This is a genomic window from Microbacterium marinilacus, from assembly GCF_019753765.1.
Lineage (GTDB): Bacteria > Actinomycetota > Actinomycetes > Actinomycetales > Microbacteriaceae > Microbacterium > Microbacterium marinilacus.
This window is the reverse complement of record NZ_JAIJZW010000001.1, coordinates 121,497-141,703: the sequence shown is the minus strand read 5'-3', so window position 1 is coordinate 141,703 and position 20,207 is coordinate 121,497. Positions and strand designations below refer to the sequence as shown.

Here is a 20,207-nt window from a genome sequence, read left to right as displayed (position 1 = left end):
GGACGTCCGCGCAGACAGGGCGCGAACCAAGCGATTCTAGCAGAGAAGACGGAGAGCCCGACCCCGAGGGGCCAGGCTCTCCGTCGTACCTCCTGAGGAGGTCAGACCATCTTGGTGACCTGGTCGAAGCTGAGCTCGACCGGGGTCTCGCGCTCGAACAGCGACACGAGCACCGTGAGCTTGCCGCTCTCCGGCTTGATCTCGCTGATCGTGCCGGGAAGACCCGCGAACGAACCCTCCTTGATCGTGATCGTCTCGCCGGCCTCGAAGTCGACCTCGGCGGGGATGACGCGCGGCGTCGCGGCCTGGCCCTTGGGGGTGCCGCTCTTCGCCTGAGCCTGCGCCTCCTTGACCTCGACCAGCGGCTTGAGCATGTTGAACGCCTCTTCGAAGCGCAGCGGCGTCGGGTTGTGGGCGTTGCCCACGAAGCCGGTCACGCCCGGCGTGTGGCGGACGACGGACCAGGTGTCCTCGTTGAGCTCCATGCGCACCAGCACGTAGCCGGGGATGCGCACGCGAGTGACCATCTTGCGCTGGCCGTTCTTGATCTCGACGACGTCCTCCATCGGGACCTCGACCTGGTAGATGTCGTCCTCGACCTCGAGCGTCGACTTGCGCTGCTCGATGTTGGCCTTCACCTTGCGCTCGAAGCCCGCGTACGAGTGGATGACGTACCACTTGCCCTCGAGCGAGCGCAGCTCCTGACGGAACGCCTCGTACGGGTCCTCGTCGGTCTCGGCGTCGGCCTCCGCGTGCTCGTCGCCGTTCACGTCCGGGCCGTCATAGGGCGGGATCTCCTCGGCCGCTGCGGCCTGGGCCTCCGCCTGCTCCTCGGCGGCGGAGTCGTTCAGCACCTCTGCGGCGGCCTCGACCTCGTCCGCCTCGTCGATGTTCAGTGCGTCGTTCACGATCGCGTCGGCCTCCGGGTCGTCGATCTCGATGTCTTCGTCGTCGCTCGCGTCTGCCGCGCCGTCCCCGCCGTCGACGTGCATCGCGGCATGCTCGGCGGCATCGCTGGCGTGGGACTCGGCGGAGAGGACGTTGCCCTCCTGGGCCTCGTCTTCCTCGCTCGACTGCTCGGCTGCCGGCGCCCAGTCGGCGTCGTCGACATGCTTTTCAGACACTGGCGTTCTTCTCTTCCGTTCACGCGGCGGATGCGCGTGCGCTCATCCGCGAGCCCGACGAGCGGGCGGTGCATCAGTCGATCAGGCCGGCACTCCGAAGACGACCGTCGCGACCCACGAGAAGACATAGTCGAGGCCGTAGACGATCCCCATCATGACGACGACGAAGCCGAGCACGACGGCGGTGAACTTCAGCAGCTCCGAACGGGTCGGGGTGACGACCTTGCGGAGCTCGGCGATGACCTGGCGGAAGAAGATCACGATCCGCGCGAAGAAGTTCGGCTTCTTCTCGCCGGTCGTCCCTGCCGCGACGTAATCGCCGCTCGCTGCGTCCTGGACCATTGACTGCCTTTCGTGAGTCAGCTGACGCTGACGCGCAGGGCGGACAGGAATCGAACCTGCAACCTGCGGTTTTGGAGACCGCTGCTCTGCCAATTGAGCTACCGCCCTAGAGACCTTGCGATCCCGGGATCCGCATCCGACACCACCCCTCCAGGCATGGCAAAAGAATGCAGACAACTGCTGCTCCAGTGTAGGGCATATGGGCACGTCCGCCGAACCGGGCGACGTCCCGGGGCGGGCGTCTCGCCCTGCTCGCCGCCCCGCATCCGGCGCCACCACGGGGATCGGCCGCCCGCGGCACGTGTCTTTGTATAGGCTCGTGTGTCGTCGAGGGAGGGTGACGTGAGCGGCGACGTCCAGCAGTTCCAGGTCGACCTCCGAGGCGTGGTGGACCTGCTGAGCCGGCACATCTATTCGAGCCCGCGGGTGTACCTCCGCGAGCTGCTGCAGAACGCGCGCGACGCCATCACGGCGCGCGGCGAGGTCGACGGCGGAGGCGGCACGATCCGCATCTCGCCGCTGACCGACGGCGCCGGCGAGTTCGTCCTGCGCGACGACGGCGTCGGGCTCACCGCGGCCGAGGTCGCGGAGCTGCTCGCGACGGTGGGCCGGAGCTCCAAGCGCGACATCTTCGATCTGCCCCGCAGCGACTACCTCGGACAGTTCGGCATCGGACTGCTCAGCTGCTTCATGGTCGCCGACACCATCGTGATCCGCTCGCGCAGCGCTCGCGGGGGCCCGGCCGTGGAATGGACCGGCAGCGCCGACGGCACCTTCCGCGTCGCGGAGCTCGACGACGACCTGCCCGTCGGCACGAGCGTTCATCTCGCGCCGCGGTTCGACCAGGACGACCTCCTGCGCCCGGCGGCGGTCCGCGAGCTGGCCGAGACGTTCGGGGAGTTCCTGCCGGTGCGGGTCGTGCTGGAGGCGCCCGGCGGCGACGTCGACCTCACGCGCCCCGCTCCGTTCCTCGACAGCCGCGCCGACCCCGACGCCGCGGTCCGATACGGCCGAGACCTGCTCGGCGCGGCGCCCCTGGACGTGATCGAGCTCGCCGAGCCCGCGACCGGGACGCGGGGCCTCGCGTACGTGCTCCCCTTCGCGCCGCCCCCGGGCAGCCGACAGGCCACGCGGATGTACCTCGGGCGGATGCTGCTGTCGGAACGCGCCGACGAGGTGCTGCCCGACTGGGCGTTCTTCGTCCGCGCCGTGATCGACTCGACGGGCCTCGCCCCGACCGCGAGCCGGGAGTCCCTCGTCGAGGACGTCGCGCTCGAGCGCGTGCGCGAGCAGCTCGGCGCCGGCATCCGCCGCTGGGTGCTGGAGCTCGGGCTGCGTGAGCCGCACCGTCTCGCCCAGTTCGTGGCGATCCACGAGGTGGGCCTGAAGTCGCTCGTACGGCACGACGAGGAGCTCGCCCGCTTCATCACCCGTTGGCTGAGCGTGGAGACGACGCACGGGACGCTGCGCATCGGAGACCTCGTCGAGCGCTATCCGCACGTGCGCTACGCCGAGACCGTCGACGAGTTCCGCCAGGTCGCCGGCATCTCCCCCGCCTCGGAGGTCCTGGTCAACGGCGGCTACCTGTTCGACGTCGACCTGATCCGGATGCTTCCAGAGCTCTACCCCCAGGTCACCGTCGAGCGGGTCGACGTCGTCGGCGAGCTGGACCGCCTGGATCCCCCGCCGCTGGACGACCGCGCCGCCGCGATCGCGCTCGAGGATCGGGCGGGCGGCGTGCTCTCGGCGTCCGGGTGCTCGGTGGTCGTGCGCACGATGGGCCGCGACCACCTGGCATCGCTCTACGTCGTGGACCCCGACGTGCTGCGCGCGATGGACCGCAGCCGCACGAAGGGCATCACCGGGTCGCTGTGGGGAGGCGTGCTCGACCGCATCGACGACACCCTCGGCGCGGACTCGGGGGACGAGGAGCCCGGCGCCCGGCTCTGCCTGAACTGGTCGAACCGCGTCGTCCGGGCCCTCACCGGCGTCCGCGACGAGGCGGTCTTCGCACGCACCGTCCAGCTCCTGTACATCCAGGCGCTGCTCGCCGGGCATCACCCGCTCACCGACGCCGACCGGACGCTCATGACCACCGCCCTCGCCGACCTCGTGTCGCTCTCGGCCGGTCTCGACGTCGACACCGTCGACGAGCCCCGCTGAGACAGACCCGGCCGCCGACGCCACGCGCCACCGCCCGACTCCCGCCACCCGACACGACCGCCCGACGCCGATCACCCGACAGCCGTCGCCCGACCCTCGAGGACTTCCCATGGCCCGCCCGAAGAAGCAGTTCGCCCAGCTCCTGGAAGAGATCGACCGCACGCCGTGGGGCCCTCAGGAGCAGGCCCTCGTGGCCGAGGCCGTGACGCTCGCCCAGGAGATCGGCGACGACCGCCTGGAGTATCAGGCCCGCATGCGGCAGACGGCGTCGGCGAACATGGGCGGCGTCACCGACGTCATGCTGAACTCGTTCGCGTGGTGCCTCGCCCGGCACGACGCCGACCCCGCCCGTTTCCCCCTCGACATCGGCAACGGCGGCGCCGACCTGATGTGGCAGTTCAAGTGGATGGCGTCGGCCCTGCGCTCGTCGCCGGCGTTCTCGCAGGACCAGATCGCCGCCGTCCTCGACGACATGGAGGATCACTACCGCAAGGCCGGCCTGGGACTGAGCGGCGTGCTGACCGCACGCTTCGAGGACGCGTGGGAGGCCGGCCGCATGGAGGACGCCGAGCGGCTGCGCGTGCAGCTCGAGGCGACGCCCCGTGACGACTACAGCCACTGCGACGCCTGCAGCCGCAGCCAGGTCGCCGGGTTCTTCGTGGACACCGACCGGGACGACGAGGCGATCCGCCTCGTCGAGGAGATGCTCGAGGGCGGCTTCTCGTGCGGCGAGGAGCCGGAGCACGCGCTCTCCCGGGTGCTGCTGAGCTACCTCCGCGCGGGGCGGCACGACGAGGCGAAGTCGGCCCACCTGCGCAGCTACCGCCTCGCCAAGGACAACGCCGACAACCTCGCCATCGTCGCGAACAACGTCGTCTTCTGCGCCGTCACCGGCAACGAGGCCCGAGCGCTCGCGCTCGTCGAGCGGCACCTGCCGTGGCTCACCCACGACGGGCTCAACGTCGACGCCCACTTCGCGGCGCTCTCGGCCTTCGCGTTCGCCCTCGACCGGGTGACGGAGGCCGGCCACGGCTCCACTCCGGTGCGCGGGGCCGACGCGACGGCCCTGCGGGGCTTCTTCGGCGACCACGACGGCGCCTGGTCGGCCGCCGAGCTCGCGGCGGCCGCATGGGCCGCCGCCGAGCGCATCGGCGCCGACTTCGACGCGCGCGACGGCGGTGGCGCGCACGCGCAGCGCCTGGAGCACCTTCGCGGGCTCGCCCAGGCGCGCTACGACGTGCCGATCCGCTCCGACGCCTTCGCCGCGCCGTCCGCGGCCCCCGCGCCGACCGATCCGGCCGAGTGGGCGCACCGGGCGATGAGCTTCGGGCAGTACGGCGCCGAGCAGGAGACCCTCGAGGCGCTCCCCCACGCACTGGAGATCGACGACCCCGCCCGGCGCGCGCAGCTGCTGTCGCTGCAGATCGGTCTCCTCGTCGCACGCGGCAAGGCCGACGAGGCGCGCGACCTGCTGCCCGAGCGCGGCGCCGAGCTGCGCAGCGCCGGCCTCGACGCGCAGGCCGACCTCGAGACACGGGCCGGCCTCGCCACCTTCGGCGCCGACGACGCGGAGGACGTCGCCACGCTAGACCGAGAGCTCGCGACCGGTGACGCCCTGCCCGCCTGGTCGCGCGGCGACCTCGCCCTGAGCCGCGCGGCGCTGCACCTGCGCGCGCAGGAGGCGGACGCCGCGCTCGACCTCGCCGAGCGAGCCGCCCGGGAGTTCTCCGCCGACGGCGACGCGCGCATGGTCAACACCACGACGCTCTTCGCCGTCGCCGCGCTGCTCGAGAAGGACGGACCGGACGCGGCCGCCGGCGTCGTCGACGGCCTGCTCTCGCAGGACGACGTGAGCCCCGGGCACCGCGCCCGCGCGCTCGAGGTGCGGGCGCGCATCCGAGGTGGCCAGGGCGACTTCGCCGCCGGTGCGGCCGACGCCGACGAAGCGTGCCGGATTCTGGCCGACCTCGGCGCGACGAGCGCCCTCGCCCCGTCGCACCTGCTCGCCGGAGCACTGTGGGAGGACGCGGGCGAAGCCGACCGGGCGGTCTCCCGCTACCGGCTCGCCGCACGCATCGTCACGCAGGACGGCGGGGACGCGACAGGCGTCGACTTCCGGCTGGGGCGTGCCATGCTCTCCGCGGGAGACGCCGCCGAGGCCGCCGAGCTGCTGAGCGACGTCCTGCAGCGGGAGGAGCAGTCGGACGTGCCCGCCGGATCGCGCGGGCTGACCGCCACGACCCTCGCACAGGCCCTCGCCTCATCCGGAGAGTTCGGCCAGGCCGTCGGCGCCTACGGATACGCGGCGGAGCTGTACGAGTCCGCGGAGCAGGGCGCAGACCAGGCCGTGGCGCTCAACGAGCAGGCGAAGATCCTCGCGCGGTTCGGAGAGGAGGACGACGCGATCGCGCTCCTCGAGAACGCGGCGGAGATCGTTCGACGGCACCCGGACGCGCCCGGCGCCGTCACCTCGGTGCTGCACAGCCTCGGACAGGCGTATGCCGGCCGCCGTGATGATCGGGCGTTCGTGCTCTTCGACGAGGTGGAGGCCGTCGCGCGCGAGCACGAGGCCACCTGGCTGCTCGCGGACGTGACGGACTCCCGCGCCCGCGCTCTGGCGACGCTCGAGCGCACCGACGAGGCGGTCGCGGCGGCGCTCACCGCGGCGGACGGGTTCGCCGCCCTGGGCGACCTCGGCTCGGCGGGCGGCTCCGAGCTGCTCGCCGCCCGGGTGCTCGCCGGTGCGCAGCGCGCGACCGACGCGGTGCCGGTGTACCGCTCGGTGCTGGAGCACGCCGCCGAGATCCCTCCGCTCCGTCAGGTCGCCGCCCTCGAGCTGGGCGACGTGCTGGAGGGCCTCGGCCGCACCGCCGAGGCCGCCGAGGCGCGCGCCCTCGCCGAAGGCTGAGCGCGACGCAGCGGACGACGCGGGCGCCGGCCCGGATGCCCCGGCTCCCGGAGGCCTCGTCGGTGACGACTCCTCGGGGAACGGGCGCTCACGCGACGACGTCGAAGTCGGCGCTGTGGGCGCCGAGGAAGTCCGCCACGTCGCGGGCCGCCCGCGCGATGTCGTCCCGCGCGTAGTGGCCGCGCTCCCACGCCGCGTAGAGCGTGCAGGTCAGCACCTGTCCCTCGTGCACCAGCGGACGATGGACGAGCCCGAACGTCGGGGGCTCGATCACGACCGCCGGCCCATCGCCCGCCGCGGCCCTCGCCTGCGCCACCGGGGCGTTGGCCGTGCGGGTCGCCAGCTCGAGCGACAGCCCCGCCGTCTCGGCGGAGTGCTGGACGGCCCGCCACACGGCCGACCCGAGGCCCGGGATGAAGAAGGGCCGCGCCAGGAGGTCCGAGAGCTCGACCTCGGTGCTGGTCGCGAACGGATCGCCCGACGGCACCTCGCACTTCACGGTGACCGCCGCGAGACGCATGCCCTGCAGGCCTCGGGGAGGCGGGCTCGTGTTCACCGCGAAGTCGGCCCCCAGACGCAGCCTGTCGTACACCTCGTCCGGCGGCGCGGAGACGACGTCGGAGATCGCCCCGCCCTCCGCGATGAACGGCGCGAGCACGAGCACGCCGGTCATCTCGGGGCACGCCACGACGAAGTCGCGCTGGCCCGCGGCGAGTGCGGACATCACGTCCGTGGCGCGCCGCGCGCGCTTGACGAGGTCCCGCGCGAGCGGCTCCAGGCGCTCCCCCAGCGGCGTCGGCATCATGCCGGCGCTGGAGCGCCGGAAGAGCTCGCCGCCGATCTGCGCCTCCAGGGCGGCCAGCTGCCGCGACACGGTCGGCTGCGTCCGGAACAGCCGCGCAGCGGCGGAGCTCACGGTGCCCGAGTCGAGCACGGCGACGAATGCCTCGAGCGCTGGCGGGGAGAACATGCACAGATCGTATAGCAAAGACGGTTTTTCGCATTGGACGCGCATCACCTCCGCGCCGCAGCATGGATGACACCCCACCCGCGGCGTCCGCCGCCCATCCGAGAGGACCCCCATGAGCGCTCCCCAGGCTCCCGCGACACCCGCTGCCCTGCGGCAGCGACGCTCCATGATCGGCGCCTTCATCGGCACAGCCATCGAGTGGTACGACTTCTACATCTTCGGCACGGCGGCGGCCCTGGTGTTCAGCCAGACGTTCTATCCCGAGATCGCGCCCGGCGCGGCCCTGCTCGCCTCCTTCGCCACGTTCTGGGTCGGCTTCCTGATGCGCCCCATCGGCGGGATGGTCTTCGGGCACTTCGGTGACCGGCTCGGCCGCAAGAACATCCTCGTGATCACGCTGGTCATGATGGGGGCCGCGACGACCCTCATCGGCGTGCTGCCCACATACGCACAGGTCGGCATCCTCGCGCCGGTCCTCCTCGTGGTCCTCCGCGGCGTGCAGGGATTCGCCGTCGGCGGCGAATGGGGCGGTGCCGTGCTGCTGTCCACCGAGAACGCCCGCAGCGAGAAGAAGGGCCTCGCCGGCGCCTGGGTCCAGCAGGGATCGCCCGCCGGCTCGATCCTCGCCACCCTGATCTTCCTCCTGGTCGGGCTGCTGCCCGACGAGCAGTTCCTGACGTGGGGCTGGCGCGTGCCCTTTCTGCTCTCGGCGCTCCTCGTCGTCGTCGGCCTCGTCATCCGCCTGAAGGTCGAGGAGTCGCAGGACTTCGAGAAGGTGCGCAGCCGCGACGAGGTCGCCAAGGCCCCCGTGCTGGTGGCCCTGCGCACGGCTCCCGCGCTGGTCGCCCTCGGCATGTTCGCGTCGGTCATGGGCATCGGCAGCGCCTACTTCTCCAACACGTTCCTGCTGTCGTGGACCACGGGATCGCTGGGGATCGACCGCCAGCTGATGCTGAACATCCTGCTCGGCATGGCCATCGTGCAGTTCATCTGGCAGCCCATCGCCGCGCGGATCTCCGAGCGCTTCGGCGTCGAGCAGGTCATGCTGGCCGGCCTCGCGCTGAACATCGTGATGGTCGTGCCGTACTTCCTCGCCATCAGCGCGGCGAACCCCGTCTGGATCGCCGCCACCCTGTATCTCACGATCATCGGCGGCACGGCGTACTACGCGCTGCTCGCGACGCAGCTCGCGGCCGCGTTCCCCGCGCACATCCGCTACTCCGGCATCTCGCTGTCGTACCAGCTGTGCGCGACCGTCTTCGGCGGGTCGACGCCGCTGATCGCACAGTGGATCCTGAACGCGACGGGCGGCAGCCCCTGGGGCGTGGCCGCGTTCTACGCCGGCCTGCTGCTGATCACGGTCGCCGGCGTGTGGGGGCTCCGCGCGGCCGTGCGCCGCCACGCGTCCGCCGCGCCCGAGCCGTCTGCTCAGCCGAGCCGCGCCTGACACCCGGACACACAGCACCCTCCCGGTGGCGTTCCGTGGTTCCCCGCGGAACGCCACCGGGCTTCACCCCCGTCACCCTCAGAGGAGAGAAATGCGCCTCGACGCGATCTTCACCAACGGCCGGATCCGCACGATGGATCCCGACCGTCCGCTGGCCCATGCGATCGGCGTGCTGCACGGCCGCGTCGTCGGCCTCGACGCGGACCTGGACGGCCTGCGGGCCGACCGGGTCGTCGACCTCGGCGGTCAGGCCGTGCTGCCGGGCTTCCACGACGCCCACCATCACATGTCGCTCACCGGTTTCCGCCTCGCCTCGCTCGACCTCCGTCCGGGCGTCGTGGACAGCCTCGACGCCCTGTACGCGGCCGTGGCCGAGCGCGCCGCGACGCTCGCGCCGGACGCGTGGGTGCGCGGATCCGGATACGACCAGAACTTCCTCGAGGGCCATCCCTCGGCGGAGGCGCTGGACCGCGTGTCCGGTGGACGCCCGGTGCTGCTGGAGCATGTGTCGGGGCACATGATCGTCGCCAACACGCGGGCGTTCGAGCTCGCGGGCTTCCCCGGGCGCGAGGACGTGCCCGACGTGCCCGGGGGGCACATCCCCCGCGACGAGCGCGGCCGCCCGGTGGGTCTGCTCCAGGAGCAGGCGATGGCCCGGGTCTACGAGCTGGTCAAACCGATGGCCCTCGAGGACGTGCACCACAACCTCGGCCTCGCGAGCGAGCAGGCTGTGAGCTACGGCCTCACCTCGGTGACGGAGCCGGGGACGGGCGAGATCCGGCTCACCGGCAACACGCCCGTCGACTACCACTCGTACCAGCTGGCGGTCGAGCAGCGGCAGATCCGCGTGCGGATGACGCTGATGCCCTTCATCAGCACGCTGCACCCCTACGCCGACCTGCCGGAGCGCGACTGGCTCGGCCTCGACCTGGGCATCCGCACGGGCCTGGGAGACGACATGCTGCGTGTCGGCCCCGTGAAGATCGTGTCGGACGGCTCGTTCATCGGCCGCTCGGCGGCGATGCACGACTGCTTCCATGGCGATCCGGGCAACGCCGGCGTCCTTCTGCACGAGCCGGAGGACCTCACCCGGCTCATCGTCGGCGCGCACCTGGCCGGATGGACGGTCGCGACCCACGCGATCGGCGACCGAGCGATCGGGCACGTGCTCGACGCGGTCGAGATCGCGCAGCGCCGGGCCCCGCGCCCGGGCGTGCGCCACCGCATCGAGCACTTCGCGCTCGCGACCGACGAGTACATCGAGCGCAGCGCGCGGCTGGGCGTCATCCCCGTGCCGCAGGGGGTGTTCATCTCCGACTTCGGCGACGGGATGGCGGCCGCCGTCGACCCCGCGAAGCGGGATCTCATCTATCGGATGCGGTCCCTCGCCGAGGCCGGCATCGTCCTGAACGGATCGTCCGACTCCCCCGTGTCCGATGCGAACCCGCTGGTCTCGATCCACGACATGGTCAACCGGCGGACGCGCTCGGGCGAGATCCTCGGGCCTCACGAGCGCCTCACCGCCGCCGAGGCGGTGCGCGCCTACACCTTCGGCTCGGCGTACGCCGTCGGCCAGGAGCGCGACAAGGGCACGCTGTCGCCGGGCAGCCTCGCCGACTTCGTCGCGCTGACCGACGATCTGCTGCAGATCGCGCCCGAGCGGATCCGCGATCAGCAGGTGACGGCGACCGTCGTGGGCGGCGAGGTCGTGTACGGCGACCTCTGACGACCTCTGACGACAGGAGGAGGGGCCCGTCCACGGACGGGCCCCTCCTCCTGTCGTCTCCGCTCAGGAGTTCGGCAGCAGCGTGTACTTCGTCGAGAGGTACTCGTGGATGCCCTCGGTGCCGCCCTCCCGGCCGACGCCCGACTGCTTGACGCCACCGAACGGCGCCGCCGCGTTCGAGACGACGCCCGCGTTGAGGCCCATCATCCCGGTCTCGAGGCGATCGATCATGCGGTGCCCGCGCTGGAGGTCCTCGGTGTAGACGTACGAGACGAGTCCGTACTCCGTGTCGTTCGCCATCCGCACGGCCTCGTCCTCGGTCTGGAACGTCGCGATGGCGAGCACAGGGCCGAAGATCTCCTCGCGCAGGATCGCAGACCCTGCCCGCACACCCGTCACGACCGTCGGCTGGTAGAACGTGCCGGGCCCGTCCAGCCTCTCGCCGCCGGTGAGCAGCTCGGCGCCGCGACCGGTCGCATCGGCGACCAGGTCGTCCGCCTTGTCCACCGCGTCCTGGTCGATGAGCGGGCCGATCTCGACCCCTTCCTCGGTGCCGCGGCCGACCTTCATCTTCCGCACGCGGTCGGTGATCCGGCTCGCGAACTCCTCGGCGACGGACTCGTGCACGATGAACCGGTTGGCGGCCGTGCACGCCTGGCCGATGTTGCGGAACTTCGCCTGCAGCGCGCCGGTGACCGCCTTGTCGAGGTCGGCGTCCTCGAAGACCACGAAGGGAGCGTTCCCGCCGAGCTCCATCGACACCCGCAGCACGCCCTCCGCGGCCTGGGCGATGAGCTTGCGCCCCACCTCGGTGGAGCCCGTGAACGACAGCTTGCGCAGGCGTGGGTCGGCGATGATCGGGGCCGCGACGCGGCTCGACGACGCCGACGTGACCACGTTGACGACTCCCGCCGGCAGACCCGCCTCGACCAGCAGCTGCACGAAGAAGAGGGTCGTCAGCGGAGTGAGCTGCGGGGGCTTGATCACCACGGTGCAGCCCGCGGCGAGCGCGGGGGCGATCTTGCGCGTCGCCATCGCGAACGGGAAGTTCCAGGGCGTGATGAAGAAGGACGGCCCGACCGGTCGCTGCGAGACGATCATCCGACCGGTCCCCTCGGGATTGGAGCCGTAGCGGCCCGCGATGCGCACGGCCTCCTCGCTGAACCAGCGGTTGAACTCGTTGCCGTACGTGACCTCCCCCCGCGCCTCGGCCAGCGGCTTGCCCATCTCGAGGGTCATCAGCAGGGCGAGGTCGTCGGCACGTTCGCGCACCAGCTCGAACGCGCGGCGCAGGATATCGCTGCGCTCGCGCGGCGGCGTGGCCGCCCACTCGTCCTGGACGGCGACGGCGGCGTCGAGAGCCCTGATGCCGTCCTCGGCGGTCGCGTCGGCCACCTCGGCGATGACGGCGTTCGTGGCGGGGTCGCGCACCTCGAAGGTCTTGCCCGCCGAGGCGTCGACCCACTCGCCGCCGATGAACAGCCGGGTCTGGACCGCCTCGAGGAGGGCGTTCTCTCTGTCGTCCATGTCGTTCTCCTTACGTCCGGGTTCGGTCACGACGCTACGCCGCAGCGAGCGCGCCGGCGACGACGTCCAAGCCCTCGTGGAGCAGCTCGTCGCCGATGACGAGCGGCGGGAGGAACCGGATGACGTTGCCGAAGGTCCCGCAGGTCAGCACGACGACGCCGGCCTCGATGCACGCACGGGCGACGGCGCCGGTGAGGGCGGCGTCGGGCGCGCCGGTGGCCGGGTCGACGAACTCGGCCGCGACCATGGCCCCGACGCCGCGGACCTCGCCGATGCGCGGGTCGGCGACCTGCATCGCCGTGAGGCGCTCGGTCAGGATCTCCCCGATGCGGCGGGCGCGTCCGGAGAGGTCCTCCGACTCGTAGACGCCGATCGTGGCCAGCGCCGCGGCGCATGCCACGGGGTTGCCGCCGTACGTGCCGCCGAGGCCGCCGACATGGGCGGCGTCCATGATCTCGGCGCGCCCCGTGACGGCCGCCAGCGGCATGCCGCCGGCGATGCCCTTGGCCGTCGTGATGAGGTCGGGGACGATGCCGAAGTGCTCGCTCGCGAACATCGCACCGGTGCGCGCGAAGCCGGTCTGCACCTCGTCGGCGATGAAGACGACGCCGTTCGCGCGGCACCAGTCGGCGAGCGCGGGGAGGAACCCGTCGGCGGGGACGATGAAGCCGCCCTCGCCCTGGATCGGCTCGATGACGATCGCGGCGAGGTTCTCGGCGCCAACCTGCTTCTCGATGTGCTGGATCGCCCGCCGAGCGGCCTCGGGTCCCGAGAGCGCGTCCCGATACGGGTACGACACCGGCGCGCGGTAGACCTCGGGGGCGAACGGGCCGAAGCCGCTCTTGTAGGGCATGCTCTTCGCGGTGAGGGCCATGGTGAGGTTCGTCCGGCCGTGGTACCCGTGGTCGAACGCGACGACGGCGGGGCGTCCCGTGGCCTTGCGCGCGATCTTCACGGCGTTCTCGACCGCCTCGGCGCCCGTGTTGAACAGCGCGCTGCGCTTGGCGTGGACGCCGGGGGTGAGCCGGTTCAGCGCCTCCGCGACGGCGATGTACTCGTCGTACGGCGAGATCATGAAGCACGTGTGGGTGAAGCGCGTCGCCTGCTCGGCGATGGCCGCCACGACCGCGGGATGCGCGTTTCCGACGGAGGTGACGGCGATGCCCGACCCGAGGTCGATGAACGAGTTGTCGTCGGCGTCGACGATGACGCCGCCCCCCGCCGCCACGGCGGCAATCGGCACGGAGTGGCCGACGCCAGCGGCGACGGCGGCCGCCTTGCGGGCGAGGATCTCCGCGGAGCGGGGGCCCGGGATCGACGTGACGAGGCGGCGCTCCTGCGGGAGTGCGGGGCCGCCGGCGGTGGGTGCGGGGATGGTCATGCGGCGAGCGTACGGCGGCGCGGCGGGCTCGGCATTCGCCCGAGCGTCTAAACTCACCATCAGATATCGCCCCTACGTACAACGAGGAGATCCGTGGCCGCGCTCGTCCCGCCGACGCTGGGTGCCCTGCTCGACCGGGCGGATCTCAGCCTGCGCGCGGTCGTCGGCGAAGAGCGTGGCCAGCGGTTGCGTTGGATCCACAGCTCCGACCTGCTGAATCCGACGCCGTTCCTCGACGACGGCGTGGCGCTGCTGACCACCGGGACCCAGTTCTCGCGACGAGCGGATGCGTCGGCGTTCGACACGTACGTCCGACGTCTCACCGAGCACGGCGTCGCCGCGATCGGCTTCGGCACGGACGTCGCCCGAGCCCGCGTGCCCGACGGGCTCGTCGAGGCGTGCCGCGCCGAGCGCATGCCCCTGTTCGAGGTGCCGTTCGGGACGCCGTTCATCGCCGTCATCCGCGCGAACGCCGAGGCGATCGCCGCGGAGGGCTACGCGCGGCGCAGCTGGGCGCTCGCGGCGCAGCGGGCGATCTCGCTGGCGGCGCTGCGGCCGGATCCGCTCGGCGCGGTGATCGCGGAGCTCGCCCGCCAGCTGGGCGGCTGGGCCGGCCTGTTCGACGCGACCGGCGCCCTCGCGCATGCCCGGCCGGCGCGCCTGCCGCAGGCGGTGTCGGCGGCACTGCACGAGCAGACCGGCGCGATGCTCTCGCGTGCGGTGCGCGCCGCCGACCTCCTCGACGTGGAGGGGCGAACGTTCTCGCTGCAGACGCTGGGACGCGGCGGGGAGCTGCGCGGGGTGCTCGCCGTGGAGGCCGCCGCGCTCGATCAGGAGGCCCGCGGGGTGGTGACCTCCGTCGTGGCGATGGCCGGCTTCGCGCTCGAGCAGAACGAGAGCCTCACGCTCGCGCGCGGCGCCCTTCGCGCCGGGGTCGTCCGCGCGCTGCTGGCGGGCGAGGTCGCCCTCGCACGGTCGGTCGCGCAGCCCGCCTGGGGCGGCCTGCCGGAAGAGCCCGCGCTCGTCGGCGTCACGTCGCCCGCGCCGGCGTCGCTGGCGTCGTTCCTCGAGCTGCGCGCCGCGCAGCTGTCGGGGCGGCTCTTCTTCGGCGAGCTGCCCGGCGGCGAGGGCATGCTGCTGATCGTTGACGGGCGCGCGGCGGGCACGCTCGACGAGGTGTCCGCCCGCGGCGGGGTGCGGATCGGCGTGTCCCACCCGGCCGACTACGCGCGTCTGGCCGCGTCCGTGGACGAGGCGCGCGTCGCCCGCGCAGCCGGGCGCGACGGCGTGGGCGCCATCGGCGAGGTGTCCGGAGCCCTGATGAGCGCCGTCGGCGAGGAGACCCGCGCAGCCGCACGCACCCTTCTGGAGCCGCTCGCGCGTCACGATCGCGCGCACGGCACGGACCTGATCGGCACGCTGAGGGCGTGGCTCGACGCCGACACCCGCTACGAGGACGCCGCCCGCACGCTGGGCGTGCATCGGCACACGCTGCGGGCGCGGCTCGCCGATGCCGAGCGCGTGCTGGGGCACGACCTGTCGTCCTTCGGCGCCCGGGCAGAGCTGTGGCTGGCGCTCGGCTCCACCCGATGAGGCGGTGACGACGCGATCCGCGAATCTCCTCCCCGACGGAACTCCCGCGTCTGACGACGCGTCCCGCTACGCTCGGTACCGTGACCGACCGCGCTCCGCTCTCCCGCAAGCTCTCCGCCATCGCCGAATCCGCCACCCTCAAGGTGGACGCCAAGGCGAAGGCCCTGAAGGCGGAGGGACGCGCGGTCATCTCGTACGCGGCGGGCGAGCCGGACTTCGCGACACCGGACTTCGTCGTCGACGCGGCGGCCGAGGCGCTGAAGGACCCCGCCAACTTCCGCTACACCCCCGCGGCGGGCCTGCCCGCGCTGCGCGAGGCGATCGCCGCCAAGACCCTGCGCGACTCGGGCCTCGAGGTGCCGCCCTCGCGCGTCGTCGTCACGAACGGCGGCAAGCAGGGCGTGTACCAGGCCTTCCAGGCCGTCGTGAACCCGGGCGACGAGGTGCTGCTGCCCGCCCCGTACTGGACGACGTACCCCGAGGCGATCCGCCTCGCCGACGGCGTGCCCGTCGAGGTGTTCGCCGGGGCCGATCAGGACTACAAGGTGACGGTCGACCAGCTCGAGGCCGCCCGCACCGACCGCACCACGGTGCTGGTGTTCGTGTCGCCCTCGAACCCGACCGGCTCGGTCTACACGCCCGAGGAGACGAAGGCGATCGGCGAGTGGGCCCTGGCCCACGGCATCTGGGTCGTCAGCGACGAGATCTACCAGAACCTCGTCTACGAGGGCGCGCGGGCGGTGTCGATCGTGGAGGCGGTGCCGGAGCTCGCGGAGCAGACGCTCCTGCTCAACGGCGTCGCGAAGACCTACGCCATGACCGGCTGGCGGGTGGGCTGGATGGTGGGCCCATCCGACGCGATCGCACTGGCGGCGAACCTGCAGTCGCACCTGACCAGCAACGTCAACAACGTGGCGCAGCGCGCGGCGCTGGCGGCGCTCTCCGGCTCACAGGTGGAGGCCGAGCAGATGCGCGCAGCGTTCGACCGCCGGCGGCGGCTGATCGTCGAGGAGCTCGCGAAGATCCCCGGCGTCGAGGTGCCGAACCCGCTCGGCGCGTTCTACGTCTATCCCGACGTCCGCGGGCTGCTGGGCCGCGAGTGGGCGGGTCGCACGCCGACCACGACGCTCGAGCTGGCCGACCTCATCCTGGACGAGGTCGAGGTCGCGGTGGTGCCCGGCGAGGCCTTCGGTCCGAGCGGCTACCTCCGCCTGTCGTACGCCCTCGGCGACGACGCCCTGCTCGAGGGCGTGCAGCGCCTGCAGCGCCTGTTCTCCTGAGCCAACGCGCCGAGAATCCCTCTTCGCGCCGAGAATGCCGGTGTCACCCGCATTCTCGGCGCGAAGTCGTATTGTCGAGCGTCAGAGCTCGACGCCGACGAGGACCGGCTCGGGCATGAGCACGATGCCGAAGTCGGCGGCGACCCTGCTCTGCACGAAACGGGCGAGCGCCGCGACCTCCTCGGCGGTGGCCCCGCCGCGGTTCGTCAGCGCGAGCGTGTGCTTGGTCGACAGCGATGCGCGCGAGGCGGGGAGGGCGAACCCCTTCGGCAGCCCGGCATGCTCGATGAGCCACGCGGCGCTGAGCTTCACCATGGTGGGCGCGTGGGCCGGCCGCGGCACGGATCCGTCCCACTGCGACAGCGGGATCACGGACACCGTGTCGATGGCGGGCGTCATCGGCCAACGGGGGCATTCGCCGGGAAGCCCGCTGGCCACCGCCTCGGTCACGATCGGGTTGTTGAAGAACGACCCCGCGCTGTGGGTGTCGTGATCGACCTCGTCGAGCACCATGCCCTTGCCGCGCCGGATGCGGAGCACGGTGTCCCGGATCCACGCCACCGAGGCCTCCGCCCCGGGGGCGAGGCCCAGCGCCGCCCGCAGGCGAGGATCGGCGACGGGACGCGGCTCGTGCCCCACGCGCTCGAGGTCGAGGGTGAGCGACAGCACCACCGCCGACCGTTCGGGCGCAGCGCCGTAGTGATGCTTGAGCACCGACGTGCGCGGTCCGAGCCCGAGCTCGGACGCCGGCACCGCCGAGACCTCGCCGGTGCTCTCGTCGATCAGCTCGACCTCGACGAGCGTCTGGACGATCTCCTGGCCGTAGGCGCCCACGTTCTGGATCGGCGCCGCGCCCGTCGTGCCGGGGATGCCGGACATCGCCTCGATGCCCGACAGGCCCTGTGCGACGGTCCAGGCCACCAGCTCGTCCCAGTTCTGCCCCGCCTCGACGCGGAGACGCACATACCCCTCGGGGGCGCCGGGCACCTCGGTGAAGCCCCGCGTGAGGATCCGGACGACGGTGCCGGCGAACGGCTCGTCACCCGGCAGCAGGTTCGATCCGCCGCCCAGCACGAGCCACGGCTCACCCTCCGACCACGCCTCCCGCAGCGCGCCGACGAGCTCGTCGCGCGTCGTCGCGTCGACCATGCGCTCGGGAGCGGCGCCGACGCGCAGCGTCGTCAGCCGCTGCAGCGGGATCGGCTCGATCTGCGTCATCGGTCGTCGCTCACGCGAGGCGGACGCGCACCTGCGCCTTGCCGAGCACGCCGGTGTCCCCGAACGTGACGGCCAGGTCGATGCGAGCGGTCTCGTCGTCCAGCTGCCCGACCTTCGCGGAGACGACGACGTCCGCGCCCGTCTCGGCGTCGACCACGACGGGCTTGGTGAAGTTGACCCCGTAGTCGACGATGCGCCCGGGATCCCCCAGCCACTCGCCGAGGGTGGCGACGGCGAGCCCCATGGTCAGCATGCCGTGGGCGATCACGCCCGGCAGGCCGACACGAGCGGCGACGTCGTCGCGGAAGTGGATCGGGTTGAAGTCGCCCGACGCGCCGGCGTAGCGCACGAGCGACTCGCGGGTCAGGTGGACCGTCCGCTCGGCGACCACGTCGCCGACGGAGAGCCCGGTCAGCGGTGCCGACGCGCTCATTCGTCTCCCCCGATCAGCAGCACGGACGTGGCCGTGACGACGTGGTCGCCGCCGCCGGCGGTGATCTCGGTCTCGCTGGTCACCATCGCCCCGGAGCCCATCGCGCGCAGCCCGGTGACGGTGAGGCGGCCCGTCAGCTCGTCGCCCGCGACGATCGGCCGCGACCACCGGAAGCTCTGCTTCGCATGGATCGTGCGCTCGAGCGCGATGCCCGAGTCCGGCTCGGAGAGCAGCTGCTGCAGCGTCAGGTCCTGGATCACCATCGCGAAGGTCGGCGGCGCGACGACGTCGGCGTAGCCGAGGGCGCGAGCGGCCTCGGGGTCGAGATGCTGGGGCGCGTCGGCGAAGACGGCGCGGGCGAACTCGCGCACCTTCTCACGGCCGACCAGATAGGGCTGCGTCGACGGGAACTCACGTCCGAGCAGTTCGGGGTTCACAGGCACCACCTGATCCTACCGAGCCCGCCGGACGCCCGGCTGAGCGCGTCCCGCGCGAGGGCAGAGCCGACGCTCGGCCGCGGCGGTAGACTCTCAGGCGTGTTCTCGGATCGGCGGACGCCCCACGGGGTGAAGGAGGTCGTCGGCGCTCTCCGCGCCGGCAGAGGCTGACGCGCGCCCTGCGCCTCCTCTCGGCTGCTCGCAGCCGCACGGCTCCGCCGTCCCCTCTCCGCCGCCCGCGGCGATCATCAGGGATGCCGCGCATCCCGTATCGACAGGACACCTCTTCCATGCTTCCCCTCACCGAGCGCGACATCCGCGCGTCCTTCCTCAACGCCAGCCGCAAGGAGGCCTCCGACCTCTCGCTGCCGCCGGGCTTCGCCGACCTCGCCTGGGACCGGCTGGAGTACCTCGGCTGGACCGACCCGAGACTGCCGCGGCGCTCCTACGCGATCGTGGAGCTCGAGTCGGGGCCGGCCGGCGTGCTTCTGCAGCAGGCGGAGCAACGCGTCATCGCCCGCGCGCAGTGCTCATGGTGCGACGACGTGACCCTCAGCAACGACGTGCAGTTCTTCTCCGCCCGCAAGGCGGGCCCCGCGGGACGCAAGGGCGACACGATCGGCACCCTCGTGTGCGCGAACTTCGGCTGCTCGGCCGTGGTGCGGCGCCTGCCCCCGCTGGCCTACGAGGGGTTCGATCGGGAGGCCGCCCGCGACGAGCGGATCCGGCGCCTCGGCGAGCACGTGCGCGCCTTCGTCCAGGCGCTGCAGGCCTGAGCCGACGCCTCGGTCCGCGCCCTCCTGCGGGCCGTCGGGGTCACTCGCCCCGGCGGCTCGCGCGGATGGCGCGCTGCGTCATCTGGACGGTCAGCACGACGAGGAAGATCACGAAGAGGATGTTGGCGACCTGCGGGTCGACGGCGTTCGCGACGACGGCGCCGAGCGGTGTCGTGACGCACGCGGCGATGCCGAGGCAGAGGCCGGCGGCGAGGTCGACGTTCTTGTGACGGATGTTCCCGATCGTCCCCGAGAGGGTCGTCGGGATCATCATCAGCAGCGACGTCCCCTTCGCCACGAGGTCGCTCGCCCCGAACAGCAGGATCAGCACCGGCACGACGATGATGCCGCCGCCGACGCCGATGAGCCCGGACATGATGCCGGTGATGAGCCCGGTGAACACGAGGGCGACGGCCGACCAGAACGTCAGCTCGAGCTCGGCGTCGCGCGACGGGACGATGATGAAGAGGCTGATCATCACCACGACGAGGAAGCCGACGAAGATCCAGCGCAGCAGGGGCTCGGAGAGGCGATGCAGCAGGCGGGTGCCGATCTGGGCGCCGACGACGGCTCCCGCCGCGAGCAGCAGCGCGGCGATCCAGTCGACGTCGCCGTTCACCGCATAGGAGATCACGCCGACCGCAGCGGTCGGGATGATCGCCGCCGAGGACGTGCCCGACGCGAGCTTCTGCCCGAACGCCGCCAGCATCACCAGCAGCGGCACGATCACGGTGCCGCCGCCGACCCCGAAGAGACCGGACAGGAATCCGGAGAGCAGGCCGATCGCGACGAAGGTCAGGATGGCGCGGGAGCCGCGGTTGCGCAGAGCGTTGATCATGCCGTCATCACCCCTCCACGCTAGCGCCCCCGCGCCCTGGTCCG

The 20,207-nt window shown here is 72.2% G+C and carries 16 protein-coding genes and 1 tRNA gene; 7 read left to right on the top strand and 10 right to left on the bottom strand.

Going from position 1 to position 20,207, the window contains the following annotated elements; translation table 11 throughout:
- Window positions 1-101 precede the first annotated feature (101 nt).
- From nusG to K5S26_RS00670, 3 genes are all read right to left on the bottom strand, one after another.
- Complete coding sequence (nusG, locus tag K5S26_RS00680; protein WP_221855041.1) at window positions 102-1,124, bottom strand: transcription termination/antitermination protein NusG; 1,023 nt, start codon at window positions 1,122-1,124, stop codon at window positions 102-104.
- 81 nt (window positions 1,125-1,205) lie between these two features.
- The gene (gene secE / locus K5S26_RS00675; protein WP_221855040.1) at window positions 1,206-1,466 is read right to left on the bottom strand and encodes a preprotein translocase subunit SecE; all 261 of its coding nucleotides are present in this window, start codon (window positions 1,464-1,466) and stop codon (window positions 1,206-1,208) included.
- Between the two features lie 35 nt (window positions 1,467-1,501).
- Window positions 1,502-1,574, bottom strand: a tRNA-Trp gene (locus K5S26_RS00670).
- A gap of 234 nt (window positions 1,575-1,808) precedes the next feature.
- Between K5S26_RS00670 and K5S26_RS00665 the strand changes: the two genes are divergently transcribed.
- Together K5S26_RS00665 and K5S26_RS00660 are read left to right on the top strand one after the other, a co-directional pair.
- Window positions 1,809-3,629: an HSP90 family protein gene (locus K5S26_RS00665; protein ID WP_221855039.1), complete on the top strand. Its 1,821-nt coding sequence runs from the start codon at window positions 1,809-1,811 to the stop codon at window positions 3,627-3,629.
- A 109-nt stretch (window positions 3,630-3,738) separates the two neighbouring features.
- Window positions 3,739-6,537, top strand: a complete 2,799-nt coding sequence (locus tag K5S26_RS00660) for a hypothetical protein (RefSeq protein WP_221855038.1) — start codon at window positions 3,739-3,741, stop codon at window positions 6,535-6,537.
- A gap of 88 nt (window positions 6,538-6,625) precedes the next feature.
- Here K5S26_RS00660 and K5S26_RS00655 read toward each other — a convergent pair whose 3' ends face one another.
- Window positions 6,626-7,507, bottom strand: a complete 882-nt coding sequence (locus K5S26_RS00655; protein ID WP_221855037.1) for a LysR family transcriptional regulator — start codon at window positions 7,505-7,507, stop codon at window positions 6,626-6,628.
- 112 nt (window positions 7,508-7,619) lie between these two features.
- On the opposite strand from K5S26_RS00655, the gene K5S26_RS00650 reads away from it, so the two are divergent.
- Window positions 7,620-8,954 (top strand): MFS transporter, encoded by a 1,335-nt coding sequence (locus tag K5S26_RS00650; RefSeq protein WP_221855036.1) that lies wholly within the window; start codon window positions 7,620-7,622, stop codon window positions 8,952-8,954.
- 91 nt (window positions 8,955-9,045) lie between these two features.
- Complete coding sequence (locus K5S26_RS00645; protein ID WP_221855035.1) at window positions 9,046-10,680, top strand: amidohydrolase; 1,635 nt, start codon at window positions 9,046-9,048, stop codon at window positions 10,678-10,680.
- Window positions 10,681-10,743: 63 nt separating this feature from the next.
- On the opposite strand, the gene K5S26_RS00640 is transcribed toward K5S26_RS00645, so the two are convergent.
- Window positions 10,744-12,207 carry an NAD-dependent succinate-semialdehyde dehydrogenase gene (locus K5S26_RS00640; RefSeq protein WP_221855033.1) on the bottom strand — a complete coding sequence of 488 codons (1,464 nt, stop codon included), beginning with the start codon at window positions 12,205-12,207 and terminating at the stop codon, window positions 10,744-10,746.
- A gap of 34 nt (window positions 12,208-12,241) precedes the next feature.
- A complete protein-coding gene (gabT, locus tag K5S26_RS00635) occupies window positions 12,242-13,588 on the bottom strand; it encodes a 4-aminobutyrate--2-oxoglutarate transaminase (protein ID WP_221855031.1) in 1,347 nt (448 codons plus the stop codon).
- A 93-nt stretch (window positions 13,589-13,681) separates the two neighbouring features.
- On the opposite strand from gabT, the gene K5S26_RS00630 reads away from it, so the two are divergent.
- Window positions 13,682-15,181, top strand: a complete 1,500-nt coding sequence (locus K5S26_RS00630; RefSeq protein ID WP_308122707.1) for a PucR family transcriptional regulator — start codon at window positions 13,682-13,684, stop codon at window positions 15,179-15,181.
- Window positions 15,182-15,261: 80 nt separating this feature from the next.
- Entirely contained in the window at window positions 15,262-16,461 is a 1,200-nt protein-coding gene (locus K5S26_RS00625; RefSeq protein ID WP_221855029.1) for a pyridoxal phosphate-dependent aminotransferase, read from the top strand.
- Window positions 16,462-16,542: 81 nt separating this feature from the next.
- Here the strand turns inward: K5S26_RS00625 and K5S26_RS00620 are convergent, their stop codons facing one another.
- Genes K5S26_RS00620 through K5S26_RS00610 form a run of 3 tightly spaced genes read right to left on the bottom strand, consistent with a single transcriptional unit; the run spans window position 16,543 to window position 18,555 of the window.
- Window positions 16,543-17,679: a UDP-N-acetylmuramate dehydrogenase gene (locus K5S26_RS00620; RefSeq protein WP_221855027.1), complete on the bottom strand. Its 1,137-nt coding sequence runs from the start codon at window positions 17,677-17,679 to the stop codon at window positions 16,543-16,545.
- Between the two features lie 10 nt (window positions 17,680-17,689).
- A complete protein-coding gene (locus K5S26_RS00615; protein ID WP_221855026.1) occupies window positions 17,690-18,112 on the bottom strand; it encodes a MaoC/PaaZ C-terminal domain-containing protein in 423 nt (140 codons plus the stop codon).
- Window positions 18,109-18,555, bottom strand: coding sequence for an FAS1-like dehydratase domain-containing protein (locus K5S26_RS00610; RefSeq protein ID WP_221855024.1), 447 nt, complete (start codon window positions 18,553-18,555; stop codon window positions 18,109-18,111). The genes K5S26_RS00615 and K5S26_RS00610 overlap by 4 nt, the downstream gene beginning before the upstream one ends.
- 284 nt (window positions 18,556-18,839) lie before the next feature.
- Here K5S26_RS00610 and K5S26_RS00605 point away from each other — a divergent pair, with 284 nt between their 5' ends.
- On the top strand, window positions 18,840-19,325 hold the full coding sequence (locus K5S26_RS00605; RefSeq protein ID WP_221855022.1) for an FBP domain-containing protein: 486 nt from the start codon (window positions 18,840-18,842) through the stop codon (window positions 19,323-19,325).
- 40 nt (window positions 19,326-19,365) lie between these two features.
- On the opposite strand, the gene K5S26_RS00600 is transcribed toward K5S26_RS00605, so the two are convergent.
- Window positions 19,366-20,163 (bottom strand): sulfite exporter TauE/SafE family protein, encoded by a 798-nt coding sequence (locus K5S26_RS00600; protein WP_221855020.1) that lies wholly within the window; start codon window positions 20,161-20,163, stop codon window positions 19,366-19,368.
- Between the last annotated feature and the right edge of the window lie 44 nt (window positions 20,164-20,207).